The 20,688-nt window shown below is 58.4% G+C and carries 24 protein-coding genes and 1 pseudogene; 11 read left to right on the forward strand and 14 right to left on the reverse strand.

Annotation, left to right across the window (positions count from 1 at the left end):
- The first annotated feature begins 4 nt into the window (after positions 1 to 4).
- Entirely contained in the window at positions 5 to 412 is a 408-nt protein-coding gene (locus AC1DIS_RS06550) for a type II toxin-antitoxin system HicB family antitoxin (protein WP_064619786.1), read from the forward strand.
- Positions 413 to 463: 51 nt separating this feature from the next.
- On the opposite strand, the gene tam is transcribed toward AC1DIS_RS06550, so the two are convergent.
- Both tam and AC1DIS_RS06560 read right to left on the reverse strand, forming a co-directional pair.
- Complete coding sequence (gene tam / locus AC1DIS_RS06555) at positions 464 to 1,231, reverse strand: trans-aconitate 2-methyltransferase (RefSeq protein WP_111454827.1); 768 nt, start codon at positions 1,229 to 1,231, stop codon at positions 464 to 466.
- A 71-nt stretch (positions 1,232 to 1,302) separates the two neighbouring features.
- Positions 1,303 to 1,632, reverse strand: a complete 330-nt coding sequence (locus tag AC1DIS_RS06560) for a YXWGXW repeat-containing protein (protein ID WP_018926816.1) — start codon at positions 1,630 to 1,632, stop codon at positions 1,303 to 1,305.
- 441 nt (positions 1,633 to 2,073) lie between these two features.
- Between AC1DIS_RS06560 and AC1DIS_RS06565 the strand changes: the two genes are divergently transcribed.
- Together AC1DIS_RS06565 and AC1DIS_RS06570 are read left to right on the forward strand one after the other, a co-directional pair.
- Positions 2,074 to 2,577 (forward strand): inclusion body family protein, encoded by a 504-nt coding sequence (locus AC1DIS_RS06565; RefSeq protein WP_086944821.1) that lies wholly within the window; start codon positions 2,074 to 2,076, stop codon positions 2,575 to 2,577.
- A gap of 126 nt (positions 2,578 to 2,703) precedes the next feature.
- Complete coding sequence (locus AC1DIS_RS06570; RefSeq protein WP_111454826.1) at positions 2,704 to 3,243, forward strand: AidA/PixA family protein; 540 nt, start codon at positions 2,704 to 2,706, stop codon at positions 3,241 to 3,243.
- Positions 3,244 to 3,327: 84 nt separating this feature from the next.
- Here the strand turns inward: AC1DIS_RS06570 and AC1DIS_RS06575 are convergent, their stop codons facing one another.
- Positions 3,328 to 3,858, reverse strand: a complete 531-nt coding sequence (locus AC1DIS_RS06575; RefSeq protein WP_256597237.1) for an Lrp/AsnC family transcriptional regulator — start codon at positions 3,856 to 3,858, stop codon at positions 3,328 to 3,330.
- Between the two features lie 196 nt (positions 3,859 to 4,054).
- Between AC1DIS_RS06575 and AC1DIS_RS06580 the strand changes: the two genes are divergently transcribed.
- Positions 4,055 to 4,600: an amino acid permease gene (locus AC1DIS_RS06580; protein WP_477780798.1), complete on the forward strand. Its 546-nt coding sequence runs from the start codon at positions 4,055 to 4,057 to the stop codon at positions 4,598 to 4,600.
- Positions 4,601 to 4,619: 19 nt separating this feature from the next.
- A complete protein-coding gene (locus tag AC1DIS_RS06585; RefSeq protein WP_477780802.1) occupies positions 4,620 to 5,126 on the forward strand; it encodes an APC family permease in 507 nt (168 codons plus the stop codon).
- A gap of 206 nt (positions 5,127 to 5,332) precedes the next feature.
- Here AC1DIS_RS06585 and AC1DIS_RS06590 read toward each other — a convergent pair whose 3' ends face one another.
- Positions 5,333 to 5,887, reverse strand: coding sequence for a TetR/AcrR family transcriptional regulator (locus AC1DIS_RS06590; RefSeq protein WP_477743382.1), 555 nt, complete (start codon positions 5,885 to 5,887; stop codon positions 5,333 to 5,335).
- A 126-nt stretch (positions 5,888 to 6,013) separates the two neighbouring features.
- On the opposite strand from AC1DIS_RS06590, the gene AC1DIS_RS06595 reads away from it, so the two are divergent.
- From AC1DIS_RS06595 to AC1DIS_RS06605, 3 genes are all read left to right on the forward strand, one after another.
- Positions 6,014 to 6,682 carry a DJ-1/PfpI family protein gene (locus AC1DIS_RS06595; protein ID WP_477743381.1) on the forward strand — a complete coding sequence of 223 codons (669 nt, stop codon included), beginning with the start codon at positions 6,014 to 6,016 and terminating at the stop codon, positions 6,680 to 6,682.
- Between the two features lie 23 nt (positions 6,683 to 6,705).
- Positions 6,706 to 7,236, forward strand: a complete 531-nt coding sequence (locus AC1DIS_RS06600; RefSeq protein WP_477743380.1) for a DUF2867 domain-containing protein — start codon at positions 6,706 to 6,708, stop codon at positions 7,234 to 7,236.
- A gap of 208 nt (positions 7,237 to 7,444) precedes the next feature.
- Complete coding sequence (locus AC1DIS_RS06605; protein WP_477743379.1) at positions 7,445 to 7,852, forward strand: low affinity iron permease family protein; 408 nt, start codon at positions 7,445 to 7,447, stop codon at positions 7,850 to 7,852.
- A 42-nt stretch (positions 7,853 to 7,894) separates the two neighbouring features.
- Here AC1DIS_RS06605 and AC1DIS_RS06610 read toward each other — a convergent pair whose 3' ends face one another.
- The 9 genes and pseudogenes from AC1DIS_RS06610 to AC1DIS_RS06650 all read right to left on the reverse strand — a co-directional run bounded on the left by AC1DIS_RS06610 (position 7,895) and on the right by AC1DIS_RS06650 (position 15,684).
- A complete protein-coding gene (locus tag AC1DIS_RS06610) occupies positions 7,895 to 8,398 on the reverse strand; it encodes a DUF4142 domain-containing protein (protein WP_086944815.1) in 504 nt (167 codons plus the stop codon).
- A 74-nt stretch (positions 8,399 to 8,472) separates the two neighbouring features.
- Entirely contained in the window at positions 8,473 to 8,628 is a 156-nt protein-coding gene (locus AC1DIS_RS06615) for a stress protein (protein ID WP_477743378.1), read from the reverse strand.
- 116 nt (positions 8,629 to 8,744) lie between these two features.
- Positions 8,745 to 10,094, reverse strand: a complete 1,350-nt coding sequence (locus AC1DIS_RS06620; RefSeq protein WP_258612591.1) for a sensor domain-containing protein — start codon at positions 10,092 to 10,094, stop codon at positions 8,745 to 8,747.
- Between the two features lie 103 nt (positions 10,095 to 10,197).
- Positions 10,198 to 10,437, reverse strand: a pseudogene (locus AC1DIS_RS06625) (LysE family translocator); the annotation flags it as partial.
- A 36-nt stretch (positions 10,438 to 10,473) separates the two neighbouring features.
- Positions 10,474 to 10,890, reverse strand: coding sequence for a fosfomycin resistance glutathione transferase (gene fos, locus AC1DIS_RS06630; RefSeq protein ID WP_258612592.1), 417 nt, complete (start codon positions 10,888 to 10,890; stop codon positions 10,474 to 10,476).
- A gap of 220 nt (positions 10,891 to 11,110) precedes the next feature.
- Complete coding sequence (locus AC1DIS_RS06635) at positions 11,111 to 12,442, reverse strand: MFS transporter (protein ID WP_019580877.1); 1,332 nt, start codon at positions 12,440 to 12,442, stop codon at positions 11,111 to 11,113.
- 90 nt (positions 12,443 to 12,532) lie between these two features.
- Complete coding sequence (locus tag AC1DIS_RS06640; protein ID WP_064619815.1) at positions 12,533 to 13,459, reverse strand: hydroxymethylglutaryl-CoA lyase; 927 nt, start codon at positions 13,457 to 13,459, stop codon at positions 12,533 to 12,535.
- Entirely contained in the window at positions 13,456 to 14,649 is a 1,194-nt protein-coding gene (locus AC1DIS_RS06645) for a CaiB/BaiF CoA transferase family protein (protein WP_477743377.1), read from the reverse strand. The genes AC1DIS_RS06640 and AC1DIS_RS06645 overlap by 4 nt, the downstream gene beginning before the upstream one ends.
- Positions 14,650 to 14,775: 126 nt before the next feature.
- On the reverse strand, positions 14,776 to 15,684 hold the full coding sequence (locus AC1DIS_RS06650; protein WP_018926832.1) for a LysR family transcriptional regulator: 909 nt from the start codon (positions 15,682 to 15,684) through the stop codon (positions 14,776 to 14,778).
- A 240-nt stretch (positions 15,685 to 15,924) separates the two neighbouring features.
- On the opposite strand from AC1DIS_RS06650, the gene AC1DIS_RS06655 reads away from it, so the two are divergent.
- Positions 15,925 to 17,160, forward strand: a complete 1,236-nt coding sequence (locus AC1DIS_RS06655; protein WP_477743376.1) for an aminotransferase class I/II-fold pyridoxal phosphate-dependent enzyme — start codon at positions 15,925 to 15,927, stop codon at positions 17,158 to 17,160.
- A gap of 18 nt (positions 17,161 to 17,178) precedes the next feature.
- Entirely contained in the window at positions 17,179 to 18,345 is a 1,167-nt protein-coding gene (locus AC1DIS_RS06660) for an MFS transporter (RefSeq protein ID WP_064619821.1), read from the forward strand.
- Here AC1DIS_RS06660 and yiaY read toward each other — a convergent pair.
- A complete protein-coding gene (yiaY, locus tag AC1DIS_RS06665) occupies positions 18,342 to 19,490 on the reverse strand; it encodes an L-threonine dehydrogenase (protein ID WP_064619823.1) in 1,149 nt (382 codons plus the stop codon). The two genes, AC1DIS_RS06660 and yiaY, sit on opposite strands and share 4 nt — an antisense overlap.
- A 156-nt stretch (positions 19,491 to 19,646) precedes the next feature.
- Here yiaY and AC1DIS_RS06670 point away from each other — a divergent pair, with 156 nt between their 5' ends.
- Positions 19,647 to 20,666, forward strand: coding sequence for a DUF4917 family protein (locus AC1DIS_RS06670; protein ID WP_018926836.1), 1,020 nt, complete (start codon positions 19,647 to 19,649; stop codon positions 20,664 to 20,666).
- The last annotated feature ends 22 nt before the right edge of the window (positions 20,667 to 20,688 follow it).

A 20,688-nucleotide genomic window follows, 5' to 3' on the forward strand; every position in this document is an offset into this window, starting at 1 on the left:
GAACATGCTTTACCCCATCGCGATTTCCATGGGTGATGACGAACACGCCTGGGGCGTAGAAGTTCCGGATATTCCAGGTTGCTTCTCCGCCGGTGAAGATCTGGATGACGCCATGGCCATGGCTCGCGAAGCCATCGAAGGTCATTTCGAGATTCTGGCCGAAGACGGATCACCGATTCCGCCCGCCAACAAAGTGACCCTGCATGCGGCCAATCCACAGTACGCAGGGTGCACGTGGGCCGTGGTGGATATCGATATCACCAAATACCTGGGCAAGGCGCAGAAACTCAACATCACCCTGCCCGGCTATCTGCTCAACCGCATCGATGAGTACGTATTGCACCATCCCGAAGAGAAAAGTCGCTCCGGGTTTCTGGCCTCGGCGGCGCTCAAGGTCTTGCAGCAAAGTTGATAGCCTGAAAATCGGATCAATCAAGGGGACGAATGTGTCCCCTTTGATTCGTCAGCGCGTTGCCACCATGAACAACCGCGGAAACGGCAGCAGCACCGAACCATCGCTCAGCGCCGGATAGGCCCGCTCGATTGCCGTCTGATACTGCTTGAGATAGTGTGCCCGTTCCACGTCATCCAATGGTTCGAGAAAAGGCCGCAAACCGGAGCCCTTGAACCACTCGACCACGCCCGATGCGCCGTCCGCGAGCGGATGATAGTAAGTGGTGCGCCATACATCGACGCGAGTGCAGTGGCCACGCAGCATTGAGTAGTAGCCGCTTGCACCCTCCATTTCCGTTCGCAGGCCGGCAGCCCTTGCCAGCTTGTCAGCCCAAGGGCCGTTCGCTGCGACCTCGCGCATCAACCGGTGCGACGGTTCGTTGAGGTTATCGGGCATCTGGATCGCCAGGCTGCCGCCGGGTGTGAGCCTGTTTACCAGCGACGGCAGCAGCCTGGCGTGATCCGGCACCCACTGCAGCACCGCATTGGCGAAGATCACGTCAAACGGGCCGGTGTCGCTCCAGGTATCAATGTCAGCGACGTCGAAACGTACCTGAGGCAAACGCTTGCGGGCGGCCTCGATCATATCGGTCGAACTGTCCAACCCACGCACCGCGGCATCGGGAAAACGCTGGACCAGCAACTCGGTCGAATTACCGGGGCCACAACCGATATCGATGGCCGAACGGACGTCCGCAGGGATGGCGGCCAGCAAGTCACGCGCCGGGCGCGTGCGCTCATCTTCGAAAGCTACGTATTGTTTGGCGGACCAACTCATATCGCTCTCCTGTCGGGTGCATTGTTGTCGCCAGGGGCAGACAACCGGTTGGCTACGATACATCGTCCGCGTCAGTTAACCCACGCCCCCACCCGCCAATGCCAGCCATCGTTACGTTGCTCCCAGTGCGGATGCACATAACGATACCCCGGTCGCTCCGGGACCCAATGGCCATGAACCGCGACATAACGCCCGCCTTCCCAACGCCAGTACCCCCTGGACCAGAGGTAACCCGGTCGCCCCGCGGGCTCTACCTCGACAACGCGTTCCGGCGGCGGCTGCGGTGCGATGACCTCAACATATTCACGCTCCACCGGACGCCGGTCATGAACGACCCGTTCCTGCACACAACCCGCTGCGGTAACCACCACTGCCAGCAACACCATGTAACGTAACAACATGCCGCCTCCTCTGGCTTGAAAGCCAAGTTGAGTGAACCAGCAAAAAAACGCCCCCTTTTCCACCATGCTCCTGCCTGGTTCACTGCTTTTTTAACAGGTCTTGTCTGTCTATTGCCTGAACCCGGATCACTTGACGATCGGAAAACACAGAGGATCTGGATGAGCCTTTTTTATCGCCAAATCGTAGGAAGTCATAACCTAAATGACCGTTCGTCGACCGACCAGCAAAGCAGTTTTGACAGTATAAAAATGGCATCTATAGTCCTATCGCGGCCTGTTGGAAGGAACCCAACCCGTCATTTCAAGGCAAGGAGCAAGGCCAGCTCGTCCCCGTGATCGAGTGGGTTCCCCAGTAGTGTGTTCGCAACGGCCACAAGGCAAGCAAGCGTTGTCGTGCCTGGTAAGTAGCCAGACAATCACTATGTTAAAAGGAGCTTCACTATGTCTCGAGTCACGGATGTACTTGTTTCCATCGACACTGAAACCATTCTGAAAAACTACCCGAACATCAGCAAAAACCCTGCTTCACCGACGCTGATCGACTGGAAGCACGTCTACATGGTCACCAACCAGGATAACGTGATCAGTGGCCAGGCCGGTGGCGAGCTGGACCTCAAGGCCCAGGTTGGCGATCTGATTCGCTGGCGTGAAACCAGCCTGTCCCAGAGCTTCGAACAGGCCGTGATCTTCTACAAATTCATCGGCAACCAAGGCAACGATCTGATCTCCCCGCCTTCGCCACGCACGGCTACCGCTAGCGTTGCGGTACCCAACCCCAGCAATCCCTCGGTGCCTAGCTGTCAGAAAGTTGCCAACCACTACTGGTCCTCGGAGACCCTGGCGTGTGGTCGCGTGACCTACCATTTCAACTTCCTGATCGTCGACCGCAACTGTCAGATTGTCGGCTGCTGCTCGTGGGACCCGTTCATTTCCATCCATAACTGATGATGGAATCGACCCCTCGGCAACGAGGGGTCACCCCAGTCCGTTGCCGCCTCGGCTGGAACAGGATGTCTTGCTTGAAACCGAAGCGGTTACCGTTTTGCGTCAACATCATGAAAGGAATCCATGATGACTTCCGAACCGATTACCCCCCCTTCAGCGAGTACCCTGACCGCCAATAGCGTGCTGCTGGTCGTCGATGCCGAATCGCTGCTTTCGCGCTATGCGCAACCCAGCCTTGACCCGCAAAAGCCGACCGTGATTGAAGATGGTTTCATCTTCGGCATCAGCGCTACACCAAAAACGAAAAATGTTAAAAATGACAGCAAAATTACACTGACCACCCACAACGGAAAAGTCTTTCATATTCGCGGCAGGACCGTCAGTTTGCTGGCCGAACACAGCGTGGTATTCCACAACATCACGGTGGACGATACCGGGATCCTTTCTCCGCCCAAGCTGATCGTCCACGGCGACCAGACCGTCCCCGCGCCCGACCCCGCCAACCCGAACCAGCCGGGCAGCCACAAGGCCGATGATCATTATTGGGAGTGCTCGCAACTGAGCACGGGCGTGGCAACTTGCGAACTGAGCTTCATGCTGATCAACCAGCGCTGCGAAGCGCTCGGGTATTTCAGCTGGAAGACTGAGGTGACGCTGTCGGCGTGAATAAAGATTATCGAGTAGGAGGCGGCTTCACAGCCGTCGTCCTCTCACACCACCGTACGTACGGAAACGAGCAAGTCCAGGCACTTACAGTGGCAAGGTATTGCAGTGCTTGATCTCCTTGAGCGAAAAACCGGTGTACATTTCCTTGATATTGCCGAGCGTACGTATGCGATGCATGGCGAGTTCATGGAATGCCTCCATGTCTTTGACGACTACCTGCAGGAGGTAGTCGTATTTCCCCGACACTTTGTGACAGGCAATAATGTTGGGCAGCGCCAGGACGCCCGCTTCGAAATGTTCCATGGCTTGCTCGGAGTGACTATCGAGGGTGACGCTGATGAAAGCGAAAAGTCCCAGCCCTATGGTTTTCGGGTTCAAGTGCGCGTGATACCCGACAATCACCTCCTCTTCCAGGCGCTTCAGGCGCTTCCAGCAGGCTGGCGCTGACAGGCAAACACGAGCGGCGATCTCGGCGTTCGTCAGGCGACCATTCATTTGCAGAATTTCCAGAATTGAACGATCAACCTTATCCATTTCCGCCATGTGCTCTCTCCCTTTAACAATGCGTACGCGGTAGGGCGATTGGCCCCATCCCGCAGGTCCTTGATCAAGCATCCATTTCTAGAAACTACAAATACTAGAAAGAAAATTACATAAAGAACACATTTTGGATAATTAACGACTGAAAAATAACTAAATACAGACCCGTTTCGAAAACTAATTTTCGAGGCACTGAAATACAATTTCTTGTCATTTCCGACACCCAAGCCACTGGCTCTGACAATAAAAATAAGTAACAACGGAGGCAATATTGAGCATTTTCAGAACAAAAGACCTGGACGCAATGATTGCTGCTGCCCGAGCGCCTGCAGGGTTGAAAAAAGTGCTGGGGCCGATGGATTTGGTCCTGATTGGTATCGGTGCAATCGTGGGGACGGGCATCTTCGTATTGACCGGAACCGGCGCATTGACTGCGGGACCGGCCCTCATGGTTTCATTCCTGATAGCGGCGTTGGCCTGTGCATTTGCAGCACTCTGTTATGCCGAGTTCGCCTCATCTGTACCGGTAGCAGGCTCGATTTACACCTACAGCTACGCGACGCTGGGAGAGTTGGTGGCCTGGATGATCGGCTGGGATCTGATGCTCGAATACGGACTGGCCAGTTCGGCTGTGTCTGTTGGGTGGTCGGGTTACTTCCAGTCCCTGCTGAGCGGATTTGGACTGAATCTTCCGGTTGTGCTTACGGCAGCTCCAGGCTCTTTGCCCGGCGTGGAAACCTGGTTCAACCTACCCGCGCTGGTGATTATGCTGGCAATTACCTGGATGCTTTCCATGGGCATCAAGGAATCCGCGTGATCATCCGGTTTCATTGGCGTTGCAACATGCCGGTGAAAGCTGGGTTGCCGGGTTCGTTGATTTAGGCGCAATCGTTGGCATGACGACTGTCATTCTGGTGATGGCTTACGGTCAAACCAGGATCATCTACGCGATGTCGCGCGACGGACTGCTTCCCCAGCGCCTTTCCAGGGTTCATACACGATTCGGCACCCCATTTTTCGCCACCTGGATGGTCGGAATAGTCTTCGGGCTGATCTCGGCACTGATTCCGCTAAACGTCCTCGCCGAGCTGATCAACATCGGTACGTTGGCCGCATTCAGTTTGATCTCGGTGGCAGTGATCGTATTGCGCAAGACCCGACCCGATCTTCCTCGTGCATTCAGATGCCCCGGCGTGCCCATTGTTCCATTGCTCGCCATCGCGTTCTGCGTAACCTTGATGACCTTCCTCAAGCAGACGACCTGGCTGGCATTTGGGGCGTGGTTGGCAATTGGACTGGTGATCTACTTCGCCTATGCGAGACGCCGCTCGTTATTGCATTAATCCAGCATTTCGTCAGGTCTCTTTGGAGTGTCAATCAACCTCCAATAGTTTTCAGGTGCGAAACTGCATGCCAGTTGCGCACCTGATTGCATTCGCCAGTCAACCCTCACCTCATTTGTCCTGTTTTTAGCCCTAGGAGAGCAGTGACGCGCATTTGCAGTGGCACGCGAACTCTATTTATTCAGTTACCCCATTTAACTCATGACTTAGGCCCGCCACGGTGGAAGAGCCCCTTCGAAAAGTGAAAAGGCTCGATGCAGGAAACCGTTGAAGCGAGCGGCATCACGCCGCAGCCCTGCCTGCTGACCACCAATCAGGCACAGATGGGCCACCTGAGCAATCACTTCTGCTTGGCCTGGCATATGGACCAAGCGGCGGCACGTCCGTATCGCGAAATCCAGTCGTCTTGTGTCCACACGCTGCTGAAACTCGCCTACCAACGGATCATGCAGCGACCAGGCTCGGATGGAAATTTCCCGCCCAGGTTGTTTCTCAGCGGCAATACTCAAGTAGCGTTTCAAGGTTTCGCCCGCGCTACGACCCTGCGCCGCATAAGCGAGCATGCGCTCCGTGTAGTCTTCTTCCCAAGCGGCCAGCAAGGTGCGGACAAAGTCTTCGCGATTGCGGAAATGGTGATAGAACGATCCGCGGGTCACATTCAATCGGCGCGATAGACTCTCGGCCGAAACGCCGATATGCCCTATTTGGTCGAGAGCCTCAAAACCAGCCGTGATCCAATGGTTACGAGTTAGTTTTCTCACCCGTTATTTCGCTCCATGTTTAGCGCCATACAGACTGTGTATGGTGCGCAACCGATTGATACGCTGCGAACACCAGCAAAGATGGCCGTTGCGTTTTGCACGCCAGCACTTTTCATGGAGCTCGCCTTGAAGAAAATCGTTCTGGTTGCTTTCGACCAATTCACTGATATCGACCTATTCCTGATGTGGGACATCTTAGGCCGCAACACCGAGGACTGGCACATCCGAATATTGGGTTCCAGCTCTATCGTGAGATCGGCGCACGGCCTGCCTGTTTCGGTGCACGGTCCGCTTTCCGAGGCCAATAGTGCCGACGCGGTATTGTTCGTCAGCGGCAAGGAAGGGATACCCGCTGCACTTGCCGCCCCAGATTTCCTGCCGTCGTTTGAACTTGACTCCAGACGCCAGCGAATCGGCTCAATATGCGCCGGAGCTTTCATTCTCGAACGGCTTGGGCTGCTCAGCGGCCAAGCAACTACACACCCGGATGCACGATCGAGCTTGCAAGCTCTGGGACTTGAGTCCATGGACCAGCCTCTTGTATGCCAGGGGAACGTTGCAACCGCTGGCGGATGCCTTTCGGCGCTCTATCTGGTGGGATGGTTGGTTGAATCCTGGTTCGATGTCGACAAACGCCGTGCGACGTTGCTCCCTGTTCTGCCAGCTGGGCAGCAAGAGCTCTATGATGCCTTGATCGGGTTCAGCATCCGACAAGCACTTACAGGGCGACAAGGAGCGTTATACGACAAACCATCGCAACAAGAAACGCGACATGGCATGTCGTCTAATTGGTAGTTAGAACTCAGGAGAGATCCCCGATGCCCCGAGAATTTGAGCTCATTATGTCCGTGCCAGTCCCCTCGAGGTCCGGCATCACCCACCTTTACAAGTCAATGAACCTAGCGGACGCTTTTGCGATTCGGCTCCCTGCGGGCACATCCAGCAATCCAGATTTGCTAGCTCGATTCATCCTTTCCCACCAGCCATCCTGGATCGGATGGCTCATGAAAGTCCGAGACACTATCGTTGCCTGTTTTGGTCTCAAGACAACCAAACATTTGGCATCACTTGCTAATCGGATTGGAATCTTCAAGGTCTACAGCACGAACCAGACTGAAATCGTGTTGGGAGAGGACGACAAACACCTCGACTTCCGGATATCGATCCTATGTTCTGGAGAGGCAGAGCCAGAAGGCAGTCGCCAACTCGTTTTTTCAACCGTGGTCCAGTGCCACAACCGTCTAGGCCGGGCCTACATCTTCGTTATTGCCCCATTTCACCGCTTGGTTGTTAAGGCCAGCCTCCTCCGTGCAGCGCGCGTCGGTTGGCCTCTGGCTACCTGTCCCTAAGGTCTAACCCGCCCATCGTAAGGCTGTTCTGGCAAGCCTGGCCAAGGCTCTCATGTCAAACGTCAGGCCTCTATACCTCTAAAGATTCCAAACGCAGCAAGTGCTTTTCAAAGCCCCGGCTTTTCATCAACCACGGGGCTTTCAAACAGAATTTTCATGACACCCGTGCGGTCTGAAAATCAGGCGCATCCCTGTAAGGAGCACGGCAATGAAATTCGCGAAAATCGCACAGAAACTCTCCCTATGGGCGGGCCAACCCCGGACATTTATGGGGGCGATCATTCTGATTGTCCTTTGGGGCCTGAGTGGGCCGTTTTTTCATTTCAACGATACCTGGCAACTGATCATCAACACCTCGACCACGATCATCACCTTCCTGATGGTGTTCCTGATCCAGAACACCCAGAACCGTGACACGGACATTTTGCACCTGAAGATCGATGAGTTATTGCGGGTGACCAAGGACGCGCAGAACGCGATGCTGGGGCTCGAGTCCCTGGACCTCAAACAGCTGGAAGCGTTGAGAAAGAAATATCGCACCCTCGGCGAGGGGGAAACGATTTCCCTGGACGGCACGGTCGTCGAGGAAACCAAGAAGGATTCGAATCAGGATTGATCCCGGCAGCGGGTGACCGACGTCACCCGCGCAACAGACTGACTAACGACTGGCTTGCAGCGCCCTGGCCATTTGCAGATGGTTTTGCAGCTTGGGCAGGGTTTCTTCGGCGAACGCTTTGATTTGCGGCACGTCCGTGGTCTGCGCTTGTTGTTGAAGTTGCTCGATGGCTTCCTGGGTGGTTTTTACCTGACTGTCGACGTACGCCTGATCGAAAGAGGTATCGTCCTTAATCTCCGGTATCAAGGCTTTGGCCTTGTCGACCACCTCTTCGCGTGGTGCGACCGGTAAATCGAGTTGCTTGGCAATTTTCGCCAGATGCTGGTTGGCGGTGGTGCGATCGTTGATCACCACGATGGTGTAATCCTTGACCTCTTTGGATGCGGTTTTCTGGTGCGCCAGGCGGCTGGCTTCGATGTCGGCCATGCCTTGGGCCGACGCCTCATTGACGAATTCGGCGGGAGACTGGGCAAAGGCACTGCTGGCGCACAGGCCCAGTAACGTGGCAAAACCGGCATTGCGTAAACGGGTGGCCATCCGGCTCATGGTCGCGCCCTCCTTCCTGAAAATTCAAACGGGAGCTTGCGCCCCCGTCCATTAAACAAAACTACCTTCACCTATTACGGAGTTTTCTGACCGCCTTTGCGGCCCATGCCGCCTTTGGCAGGGTCTTTATCAACAGTCGTCGTGGTAGTTTTCCCACCTTTGCGATTGGCTTCAGACGCCTTCGTTCGATCGATGGCGCTACCCGGGGTCGGATGTTTTGAAGTAGGCATGGTTCTCATCCTCTTGGTGATGATCACAGCGAGCAGACGCCCGCATAGGATATGAATTTCCATACCTGAAAAGGTTTAGAAAACCTGGCAGCATCGCGACGAACGGTGACGGATTTTCAGACCCCGAGACGTGAATGGTGCTGGCGCTTGGCGGCGTACATTGCCTCATCGGCATGCCTGAACAGCTGCTTTTCTTCGGTGCCATGTTCGGGGTATCGCGCGACGCCGATGCTCGGCTGGATCGTCAGGTTGTGCCCGTCCAGACGCAGGGGCTGAACCAGCACCTGGCGGATTTTCCCCGCCACATTCTCGGCATCTTCGGCGGCGTGGATGTTGTGCAACAACACGACAAATTCATCACCACCAATGCGCGCCACCGTGTCGGTTTCGCGCACGCAGCCCTTGAGCCGATTGGCGACCGCTTGCAGCAACATGTCGCCGACCGCATGACCGAGGGTGTCGTTGACTTGCTTGAAGCGGTCAAGGTCGACATAGAGCAACGCCATTCGACCGGAGTCTGCCCGGGCCAGCGCCAGCGAAGCTTTCAGGCGTTCGCGCAGCAATTCGCGATTGGGCAGCTGAGTCAGTTGATCGTACTGGGCCATGCGCTGGAGCCGGGCGTGCAATTGCTTACGCTCGATCGCGGTCGCGACCTGAGCGCAAACATACTGCAGCAACTCCTTGTCTTGCTCGGTGTAGCGCTCGCCGCCCGGCACGCTTTTGACGATCAGAGCGCCGATGGTGCCGTTTTGCGAACTCAACGGCACGCCCAGCCAGCAGGGTGAGTCCTGGCCCTTGACCAATGCCGCAAACCCTTCCGGCAGATTGTCCTGATCCGGGGTCAGCAGAATCGGCAAGCCACTGCGAATCACTTCTGCGCACAAACGCCCGGTAACAGTCCCGGGATCCTCGGGTTGCAGCTCATGGTCGTCGACGTGATAGGGGAAATTCAGCCGCGCGCAGTGCTCGTCATACAGTGCCACGGAGAAATTCAACGCCGGCAGCCATTCGCCGATGATCGAATGGATGCGTTTGAACAGCGCCAGCAAATCTTCCGCCGCGTGGGCTGCTTCGGAGATCGCATACAGCGCCGCTTGTCGGGACTCGGCCTGTTTGCGCTCGGTGATGTCGCGCGCCACGGCGATACGCAACTGATCGACCTCCGACCAACGTGCCGACCAGAGAATGTGCACCACCCGGCCGTCCTTGCGCAGGTAACGATTTTCAAAGTTGAGCTTGGGTTCGCCCCCCATGATCTCGCGCGCGGCGTCGAGGGTACGCTGTCGGTCGGCAGGGTGAACCAGATCGATCATCGACTGGCCGATCAGCTCGTCGGGGGTGTAACCGAAAATGCGCTCGCAGGCCGCGCTGACAAATACGAAGCGACCTTGTTTGTCCACCGCACAGACGGCGTCCAGCAAGAGATCGATGTAACTCGCCATTGGCGCGGAATTTCTGGTTTCCATGATGCAGAGAGCATGTCCGGACAATGCAACATTGAACAACCCTCCCTGACCGGTCATACGCCCGAGCGATGACTGTGCAGCCGACGCTTCCCTGCGTTCAGCCTCAAGCCTTGTTCGTCACCAGCCCCGGCAGCGCATGCACCAGGGCATTGATGGCGAAACCGATGAACATGACCCCGCACAAGCGGGTAATCGCCAGTTCATGACGCTGATACAACGTGCGCACCTGACGCGCACCGACGATGCCAATGAGCATAGCGTAGGCCAAAAGGCCACCAATGAAGCTCAAGATGATCAACCAGGGCAACATGGACCAATGCAGCAACTCTGCACGGCTGGACAAGGGGCGCAATTCTATCTCAGGACGCCGAACATCGACTCACTGATCGTCGAAGAACTTCATCCCCGCATAGGGTCGCTGCCGACAAGCCGCCAGCCGCGACGCCAGAGACCCGACATGCGCCTCGAGCTTGTGCCCATCCGGGTCGAGAAAATAGAACGACGCACCTTCGCTGCGGTTATCCCGCCATTCCCGCACGTTGGCGGATCGCAGGCGTTCGACGAACGGCAGGAAGTCCACAGCTTCGAGGCTGAAGGCGTAATGGGTGTAGTCGGCGGCGGGCGTGGATTCGCGCCGTGGATCGAAAGAAAGGCACAGCCACAGACCGGGTAGCGAGAGATAGGCACCGGTGTCCCAAGTGGCTGAAAGCTGAAGTTGCAGCAGATCGCGATAGAACGCCACGCTGCGGTTCAGGTCAGTGACGGCGAGGGTCAGGTGGTTGAGGCCGGTTAGCATGGGTTGGGTAACCTTGAGTCTCTCTGGGTGGTCGCGAGCGGAGAGTAAAGCTTAAACATCCTTGAGCGTACAGCCGACGGGGGCTTTGTTGGCTGAGAGTCAGTCTTCGCGAGCAAGCCCGCTCCCACAGGGAGTGGCGGCGGGCACGAATCCTGTGCCCGACGCGGTCAATGTGGGAGCGGGCTTGCTCGCGAAAGCGGTATTTCTGACGCCGCGAACTTCAGAACTTGTCGAGCGTGCGCAGCTTCTGCGGCAACCCCCACAGCAACAACGCAGCGGCGATCAGCGCGGCGACACCGATGACGTACAACGCGGGGGTGGTGCTGCCGGTCAGGTCTTTGATCCGCCCGACCATGACCGGGCTGACGATCCCACCGAACTGGCCAAGGGTATTGATCACCGCGATCCCGCCAGCGGCGCCTGCCCCGGCACCGGCCAGCAGTTTCGGTGGCAGGGTCCAGAAGCTCGGGATGGACGCGATGATCCCGGCACCGAGCAAGCCCAGGGCAACAATCAGGAAAGTCGTGTGGTTGGCGAAAATTCCTGCGCAGAAGAAACCCACCGCACCTGCCGCCACCAGACCCGCGACAAACTTGCGCCGCTCACCGGTGGCGTCGGATAACCGCCCGATCACCACCATGCTGATGGCGCCGCAGATGTAGGGAATGGCGGTCAGCAAGCCGATCATCACCGGGCTCTCGGTACCGGCACTGCGGATCAGTTGCGGCGCCCAGAAATTCAAGCCGTAGGACGCCACCTGAATCAGAAAGTAGATCAGCCCCAGCATCAGGAAACCCGGAATCCGGAGTGCGGCCAGCAAGGAGCCGCCGCTCTTGTGGGGTTCGTGGTGCGCGATACGGCTGGCGAGCAGTGTCTTCTCCGACGGGGTCAACCAATGGGCATCTTCGATGCGGTCCTTGAGCACGGTCAGCACCAACAAGCCAAGGCCGATGCAAGGAACGCCACCGAGCAGAAACAGCCAATGCCAGCCGCGCATATCGAGGAAGCCATCAAGGTGTTGCAGCACCAACCCGGAGAACGGTGCGCCAACCAGCCCGGCAAACGCCGACGCGAGAAACAGCATCGAGGTGATGCGCCCCCGATAATGCTGCGGGAACCACAGCGTCAGGTAATACAACACGCCCGGAGCAAAACCCGCCTCCATCGCACCGATCACGAAACGCAGGGCGTAGAACTGCCATTCGCTGTTGACGAAGACCATGGCCGCCGTCGCGAGCCCCCACGACATCATGATCCGGGCGATCCAGCGCCGGGCACCCACCTTGTAAAGCATCATGTTGCTCGGCACTTCAAAGATCACATAACCGACTACAAACAGCCCGGCGCCGAGGCCGTAAGCGGTATCGCTCAGGCTCAGGTCGGCCTGCAACTGGAACTTGGCGAAGCTGATGTTGATGCGGTCGAAAAATGCGAACAGGTAGCAGACCATGATCAGCGGCATCAGTCGCCAGGCGACTTTGCGGACCAGGGCTTTTTCGGCGTCGTGACTAACGGACGGGCTCACGCCCGCCTCCAGAACATTGAGGCTCATCGTGGTTTCTCCAGGCAGACGTCCCGTGGGCGTCCGATTGTTTTTGTTGTCTGGTTCGTTGCGGCTTTTTTAGGAGTTTGTTCGGTGGGTTCAGGACGGTGTCGGGTGCAGGTCGCAGTTACGTCCGGCCTTGGCGAGCTGCCCGGGCACTTCATGGCCCAGCAATGCGGGTAAGCCTCGCGACAATCGCAGCAACAACGGCAAGTCGATGCCGGTGTGAATGCCGACTTCATCGCACAGGTTGACCAAATCTTCGGTGCAGATATTGCCCGAGGCACCCGGTGCAAACGGGCAACCGCCAAGACCACCGAGGGCTGCGTCAAAGCGCCGGGCTCCGGCCTCGTAAGCTGCCAGTACATTGCACAGGCCGAGGCCGCGCGTGTTGTGGAAATGCAGGGTCAGATCAGCCGGTGAAACCCGTTGCAACACCCGTCGCACCACACGGTCGACCTGGCGTGGATTGGCCATGCCGGTGGTGTCGGCCAGGGTAATGCCCGTAATGCCGAGCTCCTGATAAGCCTCGACAATCTGCAGCACGCGGTCCTCATCGATCTTGCCTTCGAACGGGCAACCGAAAGTCGTGGCGATGCTGCCGTTGAGCCGCACCGGCGTGCCGCGAACGAACTCGACGATCTCGCCGAACGCAGCCAATGACGCCTCGCAGCGCATCCGCATGTTTGCCAGGTTATGGGTCTGGCTGGCGGACATCACCAGGTTCAGCTCGTCAGCCCCCGAGTCCAGTGCTCGTTGTGCGCCTTTGAGGTTAGGGATCAACGCGACATAGATCACGCCCGGCTGTCGGGCGATGCCCTTGAACACTGGCTCGCCATCGCGCAGCGCCGGAATCGCCTTGGGCGACACGAACGAACCGGCTTCGATGCGGCTGAAACCCGCCAGCGACAACTGATCGATCAACGCAATCTTGTCGGCGGTTTCGACCCAGGTAGGCTCGATCTGCAAGCCGTCACGCGGGGAAACCTCCTGAACGATCAGCGTCTGGGAATAATCAGTGATCATTGCACCACCCCTTCAGCTTTCAACCGTTCGATGTCCTGGTCAGTCAGGCCCAGCCCCGCGAGGATGCCGTCGGTGTGCTGACCCAGACTCGGCCCCGACCAGTTCACGCCACCGGGGGTTTCGGACATTTTCGGAACGATGCCCGGCATCTTCACCGAGGCACCACCCGGCAGTTCGGCGTTGAGCAGCATGCCCCGCGCTTGATAGTGAGGATCGGCAACGATGTCGGCCACCGAATAGATGCGCCCGGCCGGGACTTCGGCAGCTTCCAGAGCCGCCAACACCTCATCGATGGGCAGGCTGCTGGTCCAGTGAGTAATGGCTGCGTCGAGCACATTACTTTTGGCGGCGCGGCCATCGTTATGCGCAAACTCCGGCGCTTCGGCCAGGTCGGCCCGGCCAATCACCGCCATCAGACGCTTGTAGATCGGGTCGCTGTTGCCGGCGATCACCACGTAGGCACCGTCGGCAGTCAGGTAGGTATTGGACGGCGCAATACCCGGTAACGCCCCGCCGCTGCGCTCACGCACATGACCGAGCATGTCGTATTCCGGCACCAGGCTTTCCATGACGTTGAACACGCTTTCGGCCAACGACACATCGACCACTTGCCCGCCGCCCTGCCCGGTCTTGACCCGCAGCAGCGACATCAAGGCACCGATGACCGCGTGCAGCGAAGCCAGGGAATCACCCAGACTCACCCCCACTCGGGCCGGCGGCGAACCGGGAGTACCGGTGGTATAGCGAATCCCGCCCATCGCCTCGCCGATCGCCCCGAAACCCGGACGATCACGGTACGGGCCGGTCTGGCCGTAACCGGAAATGCGCACCAGCGTCAGGCTGGGATTGAGGGCATGCAACACGTCCCAGCCCAGGCCGAGTTTCTCCAGGGCGCCGGGGCGCAGGTTTTCAATCAGCACATCGGCGTCGCTCGCCAGTTGCTTGACCAGTTCAATGCCTTCAGGGGATTTCAGATTCAGCGCCAGGGACTTCTTGTTTCGCGATTGCAGGTACCACCACAACGAAGTGCCTTCGTGCAGCTTGCGCCATTTACGCAGGGGATCGCCCTGGCCCATGGCTTCGATCTTGATCACTTCGGCGCCGAACTCGGCCAGCATGCGCGCGGCAAACGGCGCGGCGATCAGCGTGCCGATCTCAATCACTTTGATTGCACTCAAGGGGGCAGTCATCGCGGGGGTACCTCTTGTTCTTGGAATATGCGCCAAGGCTAGAGGACCGAGTGGCATGGAATCCAACCTTCTGTTGGCAACGACCGTTCGCGAAACGCGAATGCTCGTCCATGCAATCGAGAACTGTCAGGTCTGGCCGCGCAAATGCTCAAACAACATCCGGCTCACCGGCGACAGCGCCACTTCATCGCGCACCACCAGAATCAACGCACGATCCGACCAGTCATCCGTCAGCGGCACCGCGTGCAACCCCAGCGCCCGGCCAAACAGTTCGTAGGCCTTTAGCGGCAGGATGCCGATGCCCATGTTGGCCTGAACCATCCGGCACATGGCGTCGAACCCCGGCACATGGATCCGCAACCTCAGCACCTTGCCGGCCTTGCGCGCGGCCGCATGGGTGCGCATGTTGATGGAACTGGCCGAATGCAGACCGACGTAATCGCTGTCCAGCGTGTCGGCAAAAGCCAAGGCCGAACGACTCGCCAGCGGATGATCGGCCGGCATCAGCACGACCAGTTTGTCCTGGCGATATACAACGCTGTGCAGCCCCTTGACGTCGCTGTCGCTGGAGCAGATCCCGAGGTCCGCCACGCCATCGAGCACGCCTTGAATCACCCCGCTGCTGGGGCGCTCTTCGAGGTCGGTCTTGACCTGCGGATGGCGCGCGGAAAAGTCCCGCAGGTCTTCGGGCAGGAATTGAATGATCGCCGACAGGTTGGCGAGCATCCGCACATAACCGCGCACACCATGGCTGTGTTCGCCCAGTTCGAGGCCCATTTTCTCGACGTTGAACAGCATCTGCCGGGCATGGTGCAGCAGGGTTTCACCGGCCGGTGTCAGCGTCATGCCCTTGGCCTGGCGTACGAACAGGCTGATGCCCAGCGCCTCCTCCAGCTCCATCAACCGCTTGCTGGCCGCCGACACCGCGATCGCTTCGCGGGCGGCGGCACGGGTCAAGGTGCCCTCTTCGTGAACGGCCACAAACAGCTGGAGAGTGATCAGGTCGAGACGGCGGATCAGGCTTTTTTGCAGCATGGCAGGGCTCGATGATTTCGGTTCGACTGAGTCGGCAGGATAGCCCGGATTCGATTCGTGCCCGCCATCCAATTACCCACAGCACCCCAGGGCATCGCCCTACAACTAATTCTCTTACAACTCTCAGTACTACCGGAAACAGCCGATTCAAAGCCCATCGGGACTCTCTGTAAAGTCTGGCAACACACACAAACTGCAACAAACCCACGGATAGATTCATTCAAGGAATGTCACTTACACATGAGCCAGATACCGTACACGGCGCACACCTTCACCAACTACCGCAAACTCGTTTCATTGGCTGACCATGATTGGGAGGCCGCCGAAACCGGAAAAATCGCGGGGCTCAACGTTGAGATAAAAAGTGCCAACCGCATGCTGGATCAGTACGGGAGAGCGTTTCATGATTTCTGTACGACGTCATACCTGGGGCTGGATCACCATCCCGATATTCTCGACGGCGCCATGACCACGCTGTGGGAAACCGGCACACTTCGCATCGCCAATTCCAGGAACCGCTGCAAGCTGGCGATTCTGGACCAATACGAAACCGAACTGTCCGAGTTGTTCGGCGCCAGTTGCCTGAGCACTCTGTCGTGCAGCGCGGCGAGTGCCGGGATCCTGCCACTGCTGGCCAGCGGCGTATTCACGGAAAATAGCCCTCCGGTGATGGCTTTCGACCGGTTGGCGCATTACTCGATGAGCCACCTCAAAGCCGCCTGTGCCGATGAAACGAAGGTCGTGACGTGCCCGCATAACGACATGGACTTCCTCGAGACGCTGTGTCAACAGCACACCAGGGTCGCGTATGTCGCCGACGGCGCCTACAGCATGGGCGGGGTTGCGGACATGGACAGCCTTTTGTATCTGAAGGACCGCTATGGGCTGTTTCTCTATCTGGACGACTCCCACGCGCTTTCCTCTGTAGGAACATTCGGCGCCGGTCTTGTACGTCCCAGGCTGCATACCCTGGATGATGACTGCCTCATCGTCGCCTCGCTGGCCAAGTCGTTCGGCGCCAGCGGCGGTCTGGTGATGCTGGGCAGTGAACGGCAGAAGAAGCTCATTGCGCGTTACGGCGGCCCCAGCAACTGGTCGCAAAGCCTGAACAGTGCAGCCATTGGCGCGGGCCGGGCATCCATCCAGCTACACCACACCCTGGAATTCGCCGAGCTGCAGGAAAAGCTTCAGGTTAATATCCGCCTCTTTGACAGCCTCATACGAACTGCACAACACAACAGCAACATGGCGATTCGACTGGTCAATTGCGGTGAGGCATCGCTGGCCAACCACATCGCCATTGAACTGGCCAATCACGGATTCTTCACCTCGGCAGTCTTTTTCCCGGTGGTTGCACAAGGCAAGGCAGCCATCAGAATCACCCTGCGCGCCGACATGGGGACGACGCTGATCCGCCATTTCTGTGGACTCATCACCGAGCTTTTACGTGCTCACGGCCGGGACATCGGCGGCTGAAAAAACAGGGAAGATTAAATGAAGAGCAGCACCACCCTCCTGATCACCTGCTGTACGGTTTTTCTCGCCCAATTGGGCATGAGCATTTATCTGTCGGCGCTGCCGGATATTGCCCGGGATCTGTCCGCAGATGCCTCACAGGTTTCATGGGGGTTGGCGGTGTATCTGATCGGCATGGCGCTGCCGATGCTGTTCTGGGGCAGCCTGGGCCAACGCATTGGCCGCAAGCCGGTATTGCTCGCGGCGCTCGGCCTCTATGGGCTGGGCAACCTGGCCCTGCCTCTGGGCCAGACACTTGAATCGTTCCTGGTTTTTCGCCTGATTCAGGGGATTGGCGCCAGCGGGATTTCAGTCATGGCCCGGGTGCTGATCCGCGACAGTTTTCGCGGCGATCTGCTGGCCAAGGCGTTGTCCTGGATATCGATTTCCTTTGTGGTGGCGCTGGGTATCGGTCAATACCTGGGGTCGATCATCCAGGTGACACTGGGCTGGTCAGCGATTTTCTACTTATTGGGTGGTGTGAGCCTGTTGATGGCGCTGGTGGTGGCGCGGGTCACGTTCCCGATGCTGGCAGAAGAGAACACACCATCATCCGCCTGGACGAGCTACGGGCACATTCTGCGGCATCGGGCCTTCCTGTTACCGGCCCTCGCCGGTGGCTTGGGGTATGGGGTGATTGTCGCGTTCAACACCGCTGCACCGCTGATTCTGCAAGGCGCCTTCAAGTGGTCGGCAGTGGAATACGGCTTGTTGGGCTGGCCCATCAGCGCGGCGTACTTTCTCGGGGCCGTGGCGGTCAATCGCTTCGTACTGCATACCGGTCAGCAATGGCTGATGACGGCGGGCGTCGGGCTGATACTGGCCGGCAGCGCAGTCATGTTGCTGGGTAGCCTCGCAGGCACGTCTATCGCGCTGCTGTTCTGGTTGCCCTATTGTTTTGCAGTATTCGGCCAATCGCTGATTTACCCAATCAGCTTGTCCCTGGCCAACCACGGTTCCCCGGTCGGCGGTGCTTATGCGATGGCGTTGAGCGGTTTCATTCATCAACTGATGGCCGCCGTTATCGGCGGTATCGCCAGCCTGATAGCCAGCCAGCAGGCATGGCCTTTGTCGCTGTTATGCACCTTGCTGGCCTTGGGCGCGCTGCTTTGCGTAGTGCTCGCGCCCGGCCGTCGAACCGCTTAGAACGCGCTGCGGAAAATCTCCTCGATCTGCCGCTGATCCGCCGCCCGTGGGTTGGTCAGTCCACAGGCGTCTTTCAGGGCATTGCTGGCAAGGACCGGGATGTCATTGAGCCTGGCACCGAGCTCACGCAAACCGGCGGGAATGTCCACATCCCTGGCCAGGCTGCGGATCGCCGCGATCGCCGCCTGCGCGCCCTCTTCCGGACTGAGCCCGCGAATGTCGGCCCCCATCGCGTGGGCAACGTCGGTCAGGCGAGGGGCGCACACCAGCGCGTTGAAGCTCTGCACGTGAGGTAGCAGCACCGCGTTACACACACCATGGGGCAGGTCGTAGAACCCGCCTAACTGATGGGCCATCGCGTGAACGTAGCCAAGGGACGCATTGTTGAACGCCATGCCCGCCATAAATTGCGCGTAGGCCATGTTTTCCCGCGCGATCATGTCACTGCCGTCCTGCACGGCCTGGCGCAGGTTGTCGCTGATCAATGTGATGGCTTTCAGCGCACAGGCATCGGTAATCGGGTTGGCTGCCGTGGAGACGTAGGCTTCGACGGCATGGGTCAACGCGTCCATGCCGGTGGCGGCGGTCAGGCCCTTGGGCATGGCGACCATCAGTTCTGGGTCGTTGACTGACAGCAGCGGCGTAACGTTGCGGTCTACGATGGCCATTTTTACGTGGCGCGATTCATCCGTGATGATGCAAAAACGGGTCATCTCGCTGGCAGTGCCGGCGGTGGTGTTGATCGCGATCAACGGTAGCTGGGGTTTGGCCGACCGATCGACACCTTCGTAGTCACGGATCGTCCCACCGTTTGTAGCGCACAAGGCGATACCCTTGGCGCAGTCGTGAGGCGAACCGCCGCCCAGAGACACCACGAAATCACAGCGACTTTCCTTGAGCAGGCCCAGGCCGCGCTCGACGTTGGCGATGCTCGGATTCGGCTTGGCGCCGTCGAAAATCACCGAGTCGATGTCCTGCAACGCCAGTTTCTCGGCAATCCTCGATGCCACGCCAGCCTTGGCCAGCCCGGCGTCAGTGACGATCAGTGCCTTGCGAAAACCATACTTGCCAATGGCGTCCATGGCTTCGTCGAGGCAACCGGTGCCCATGATGTTCACGGCGGGGATGAAAAACGTACTGCTCATGCGCGAGTCTCCTGGCTGAAACCGAATCGGCAATACCGATTCGGCGGGTGCGCACAGGGTCGACCGATCAGTCACGCGGTATGTTGATCTGGCTCAACGCCCGGGCGTGATAAAGTCGCCGTCCATCAGACCTTTTGCTTCGAGACGACAAACGCAATGACCGATTTCCAGGATGTCGATGCCCAACTTGAAGACTGGAACGCCTTGCGCACCACCGCCTCATTCGGCGGCCTGCTGGTGGGTAACGGCGCCAGCCGCGCCGTGTGGGACGACTTCGGCTACGACTCGCTGTTCGAAAATGCCCGCACCGTCGAAGAAAAACCGCTGAGCCAGTCCGAGCTGAGCGTGTTCGACGCGATGCAGACGCGCAGTTTCGAGCAGGTTCTCGGCGCGCTGAAAACCACCAGCCGGGTCAACAAGGCCCTGGCCGTCAGCTCTGCGGCACCGCGCAATCGCTACTACGCGATCAAGGAAGCGCTGATCAACACCGTGCACGCGGTGCACATCCCGTGGCGACTGGTGAAGCCTTCGACGCTGGCGACGATCAATCAGGAACTGGGCAGCTATCGAACGGTGTTCACCACCAACTACGACTTGCTCAGCTATTGGGCGATCCAGCATCGGCCGGACGTCGTGACCGACCTGTTCCAGGGTGCCGAACCCGGCTTCGATCTGAGTGCCAGCGCCACCGACAAACCGCGTTTGCTGTACCTGCACGGCGGCCTGCATCTGGTGCGCAATCAGGACGGCACGGCGCGCAAACTGATGTCGACCGAAGGGACGTTGCTCGGCAATTTCGCGATCAACAATACGATCAAGACCCTCGACGACGTGCCGCTGTTCGTCAACGAAGGCCCGGCGCAAGACAAACTCAAGACCATTCGCAGTTCGGATTACCTGTCGTTCTGCTACGACCAGTTACTCGGCCACGGTGACGGGTTGTGCATCTTCGGGCATGCCCTTGGCGAGCAGGACAGTCACATCGCTCATGCACTGCGACAGGCGAAGCCGAAGGTGGTAGCGATCTCGATTTACCCGCGCAGCAAGGCGTTCATCCAGCATCAAAAGCGGCATTACGCGAAGGTGTTCGAGGGGACGGGTGTGGCGTTGCGTTTTTTTGATTCGAAGACGCATGCGCTCGGTAACCCTAAGCTGACCGTGCCGGTCGAGGTCTGACCTGTGGCGAGGGGGCTTGCCC

The sequence above is a fragment of the Pseudomonas sp. 05N433 genome (assembly GCF_056396925.1).

Excerpts from the sequence above, each read along its gene's own strand:
- AC1DIS_RS06550 (WP_064619786.1), top strand. The coding sequence starts at position 5 with ATGCTTTACCCCATCGCGATTTCCATGGGTGATGACGAACACGCCTGG.
- tam (WP_111454827.1), bottom strand. The coding sequence starts at position 1,231 with ATGAGTTGGTCCGCCAAACAATACGTAGCTTTCGAAGATGAGCGCACG.
- AC1DIS_RS06560 (WP_018926816.1), bottom strand. The coding sequence starts at position 1,632 with ATGTTGTTACGTTACATGGTGTTGCTGGCAGTGGTGGTTACCGCAGCG.
- AC1DIS_RS06565 (WP_086944821.1), top strand. The coding sequence starts at position 2,074 with ATGTCTCGAGTCACGGATGTACTTGTTTCCATCGACACTGAAACCATT.
- AC1DIS_RS06570 (WP_111454826.1), top strand. The coding sequence starts at position 2,704 with ATGACTTCCGAACCGATTACCCCCCCTTCAGCGAGTACCCTGACCGCC.
- AC1DIS_RS06575 (WP_256597237.1), bottom strand. The coding sequence starts at position 3,858 with ATGCTTGATCAAGGACCTGCGGGATGGGGCCAATCGCCCTACCGCGTA.
- AC1DIS_RS06600 (WP_477743380.1), top strand. The coding sequence starts at position 6,706 with ATGCCCCGAGAATTTGAGCTCATTATGTCCGTGCCAGTCCCCTCGAGG.
- AC1DIS_RS06605 (WP_477743379.1), top strand. The coding sequence starts at position 7,445 with ATGAAATTCGCGAAAATCGCACAGAAACTCTCCCTATGGGCGGGCCAA.
- AC1DIS_RS06610 (WP_086944815.1), bottom strand. The coding sequence starts at position 8,398 with ATGAGCCGGATGGCCACCCGTTTACGCAATGCCGGTTTTGCCACGTTA.
- AC1DIS_RS06615 (WP_477743378.1), bottom strand. The coding sequence starts at position 8,628 with ATGCCTACTTCAAAACATCCGACCCCGGGTAGCGCCATCGATCGAACG.
- AC1DIS_RS06620 (WP_258612591.1), bottom strand. The coding sequence starts at position 10,094 with ATGGAAACCAGAAATTCCGCGCCAATGGCGAGTTACATCGATCTCTTG.
- fos (WP_258612592.1), bottom strand. The coding sequence starts at position 10,890 with ATGCTAACCGGCCTCAACCACCTGACCCTCGCCGTCACTGACCTGAAC.
- AC1DIS_RS06635 (WP_019580877.1), bottom strand. The coding sequence starts at position 12,442 with ATGAGCCTCAATGTTCTGGAGGCGGGCGTGAGCCCGTCCGTTAGTCAC.
- AC1DIS_RS06640 (WP_064619815.1), bottom strand. The coding sequence starts at position 13,459 with ATGATCACTGATTATTCCCAGACGCTGATCGTTCAGGAGGTTTCCCCG.
- AC1DIS_RS06645 (WP_477743377.1), bottom strand. The coding sequence starts at position 14,649 with ATGACTGCCCCCTTGAGTGCAATCAAAGTGATTGAGATCGGCACGCTG.
- AC1DIS_RS06650 (WP_018926832.1), bottom strand. The coding sequence starts at position 15,684 with ATGCTGCAAAAAAGCCTGATCCGCCGTCTCGACCTGATCACTCTCCAG.
- AC1DIS_RS06655 (WP_477743376.1), top strand. The coding sequence starts at position 15,925 with ATGAGCCAGATACCGTACACGGCGCACACCTTCACCAACTACCGCAAA.
- AC1DIS_RS06660 (WP_064619821.1), top strand. The coding sequence starts at position 17,179 with ATGAAGAGCAGCACCACCCTCCTGATCACCTGCTGTACGGTTTTTCTC.
- yiaY (WP_064619823.1), bottom strand. The coding sequence starts at position 19,490 with ATGAGCAGTACGTTTTTCATCCCCGCCGTGAACATCATGGGCACCGGT.
- AC1DIS_RS06670 (WP_018926836.1), top strand. The coding sequence starts at position 19,647 with ATGACCGATTTCCAGGATGTCGATGCCCAACTTGAAGACTGGAACGCC.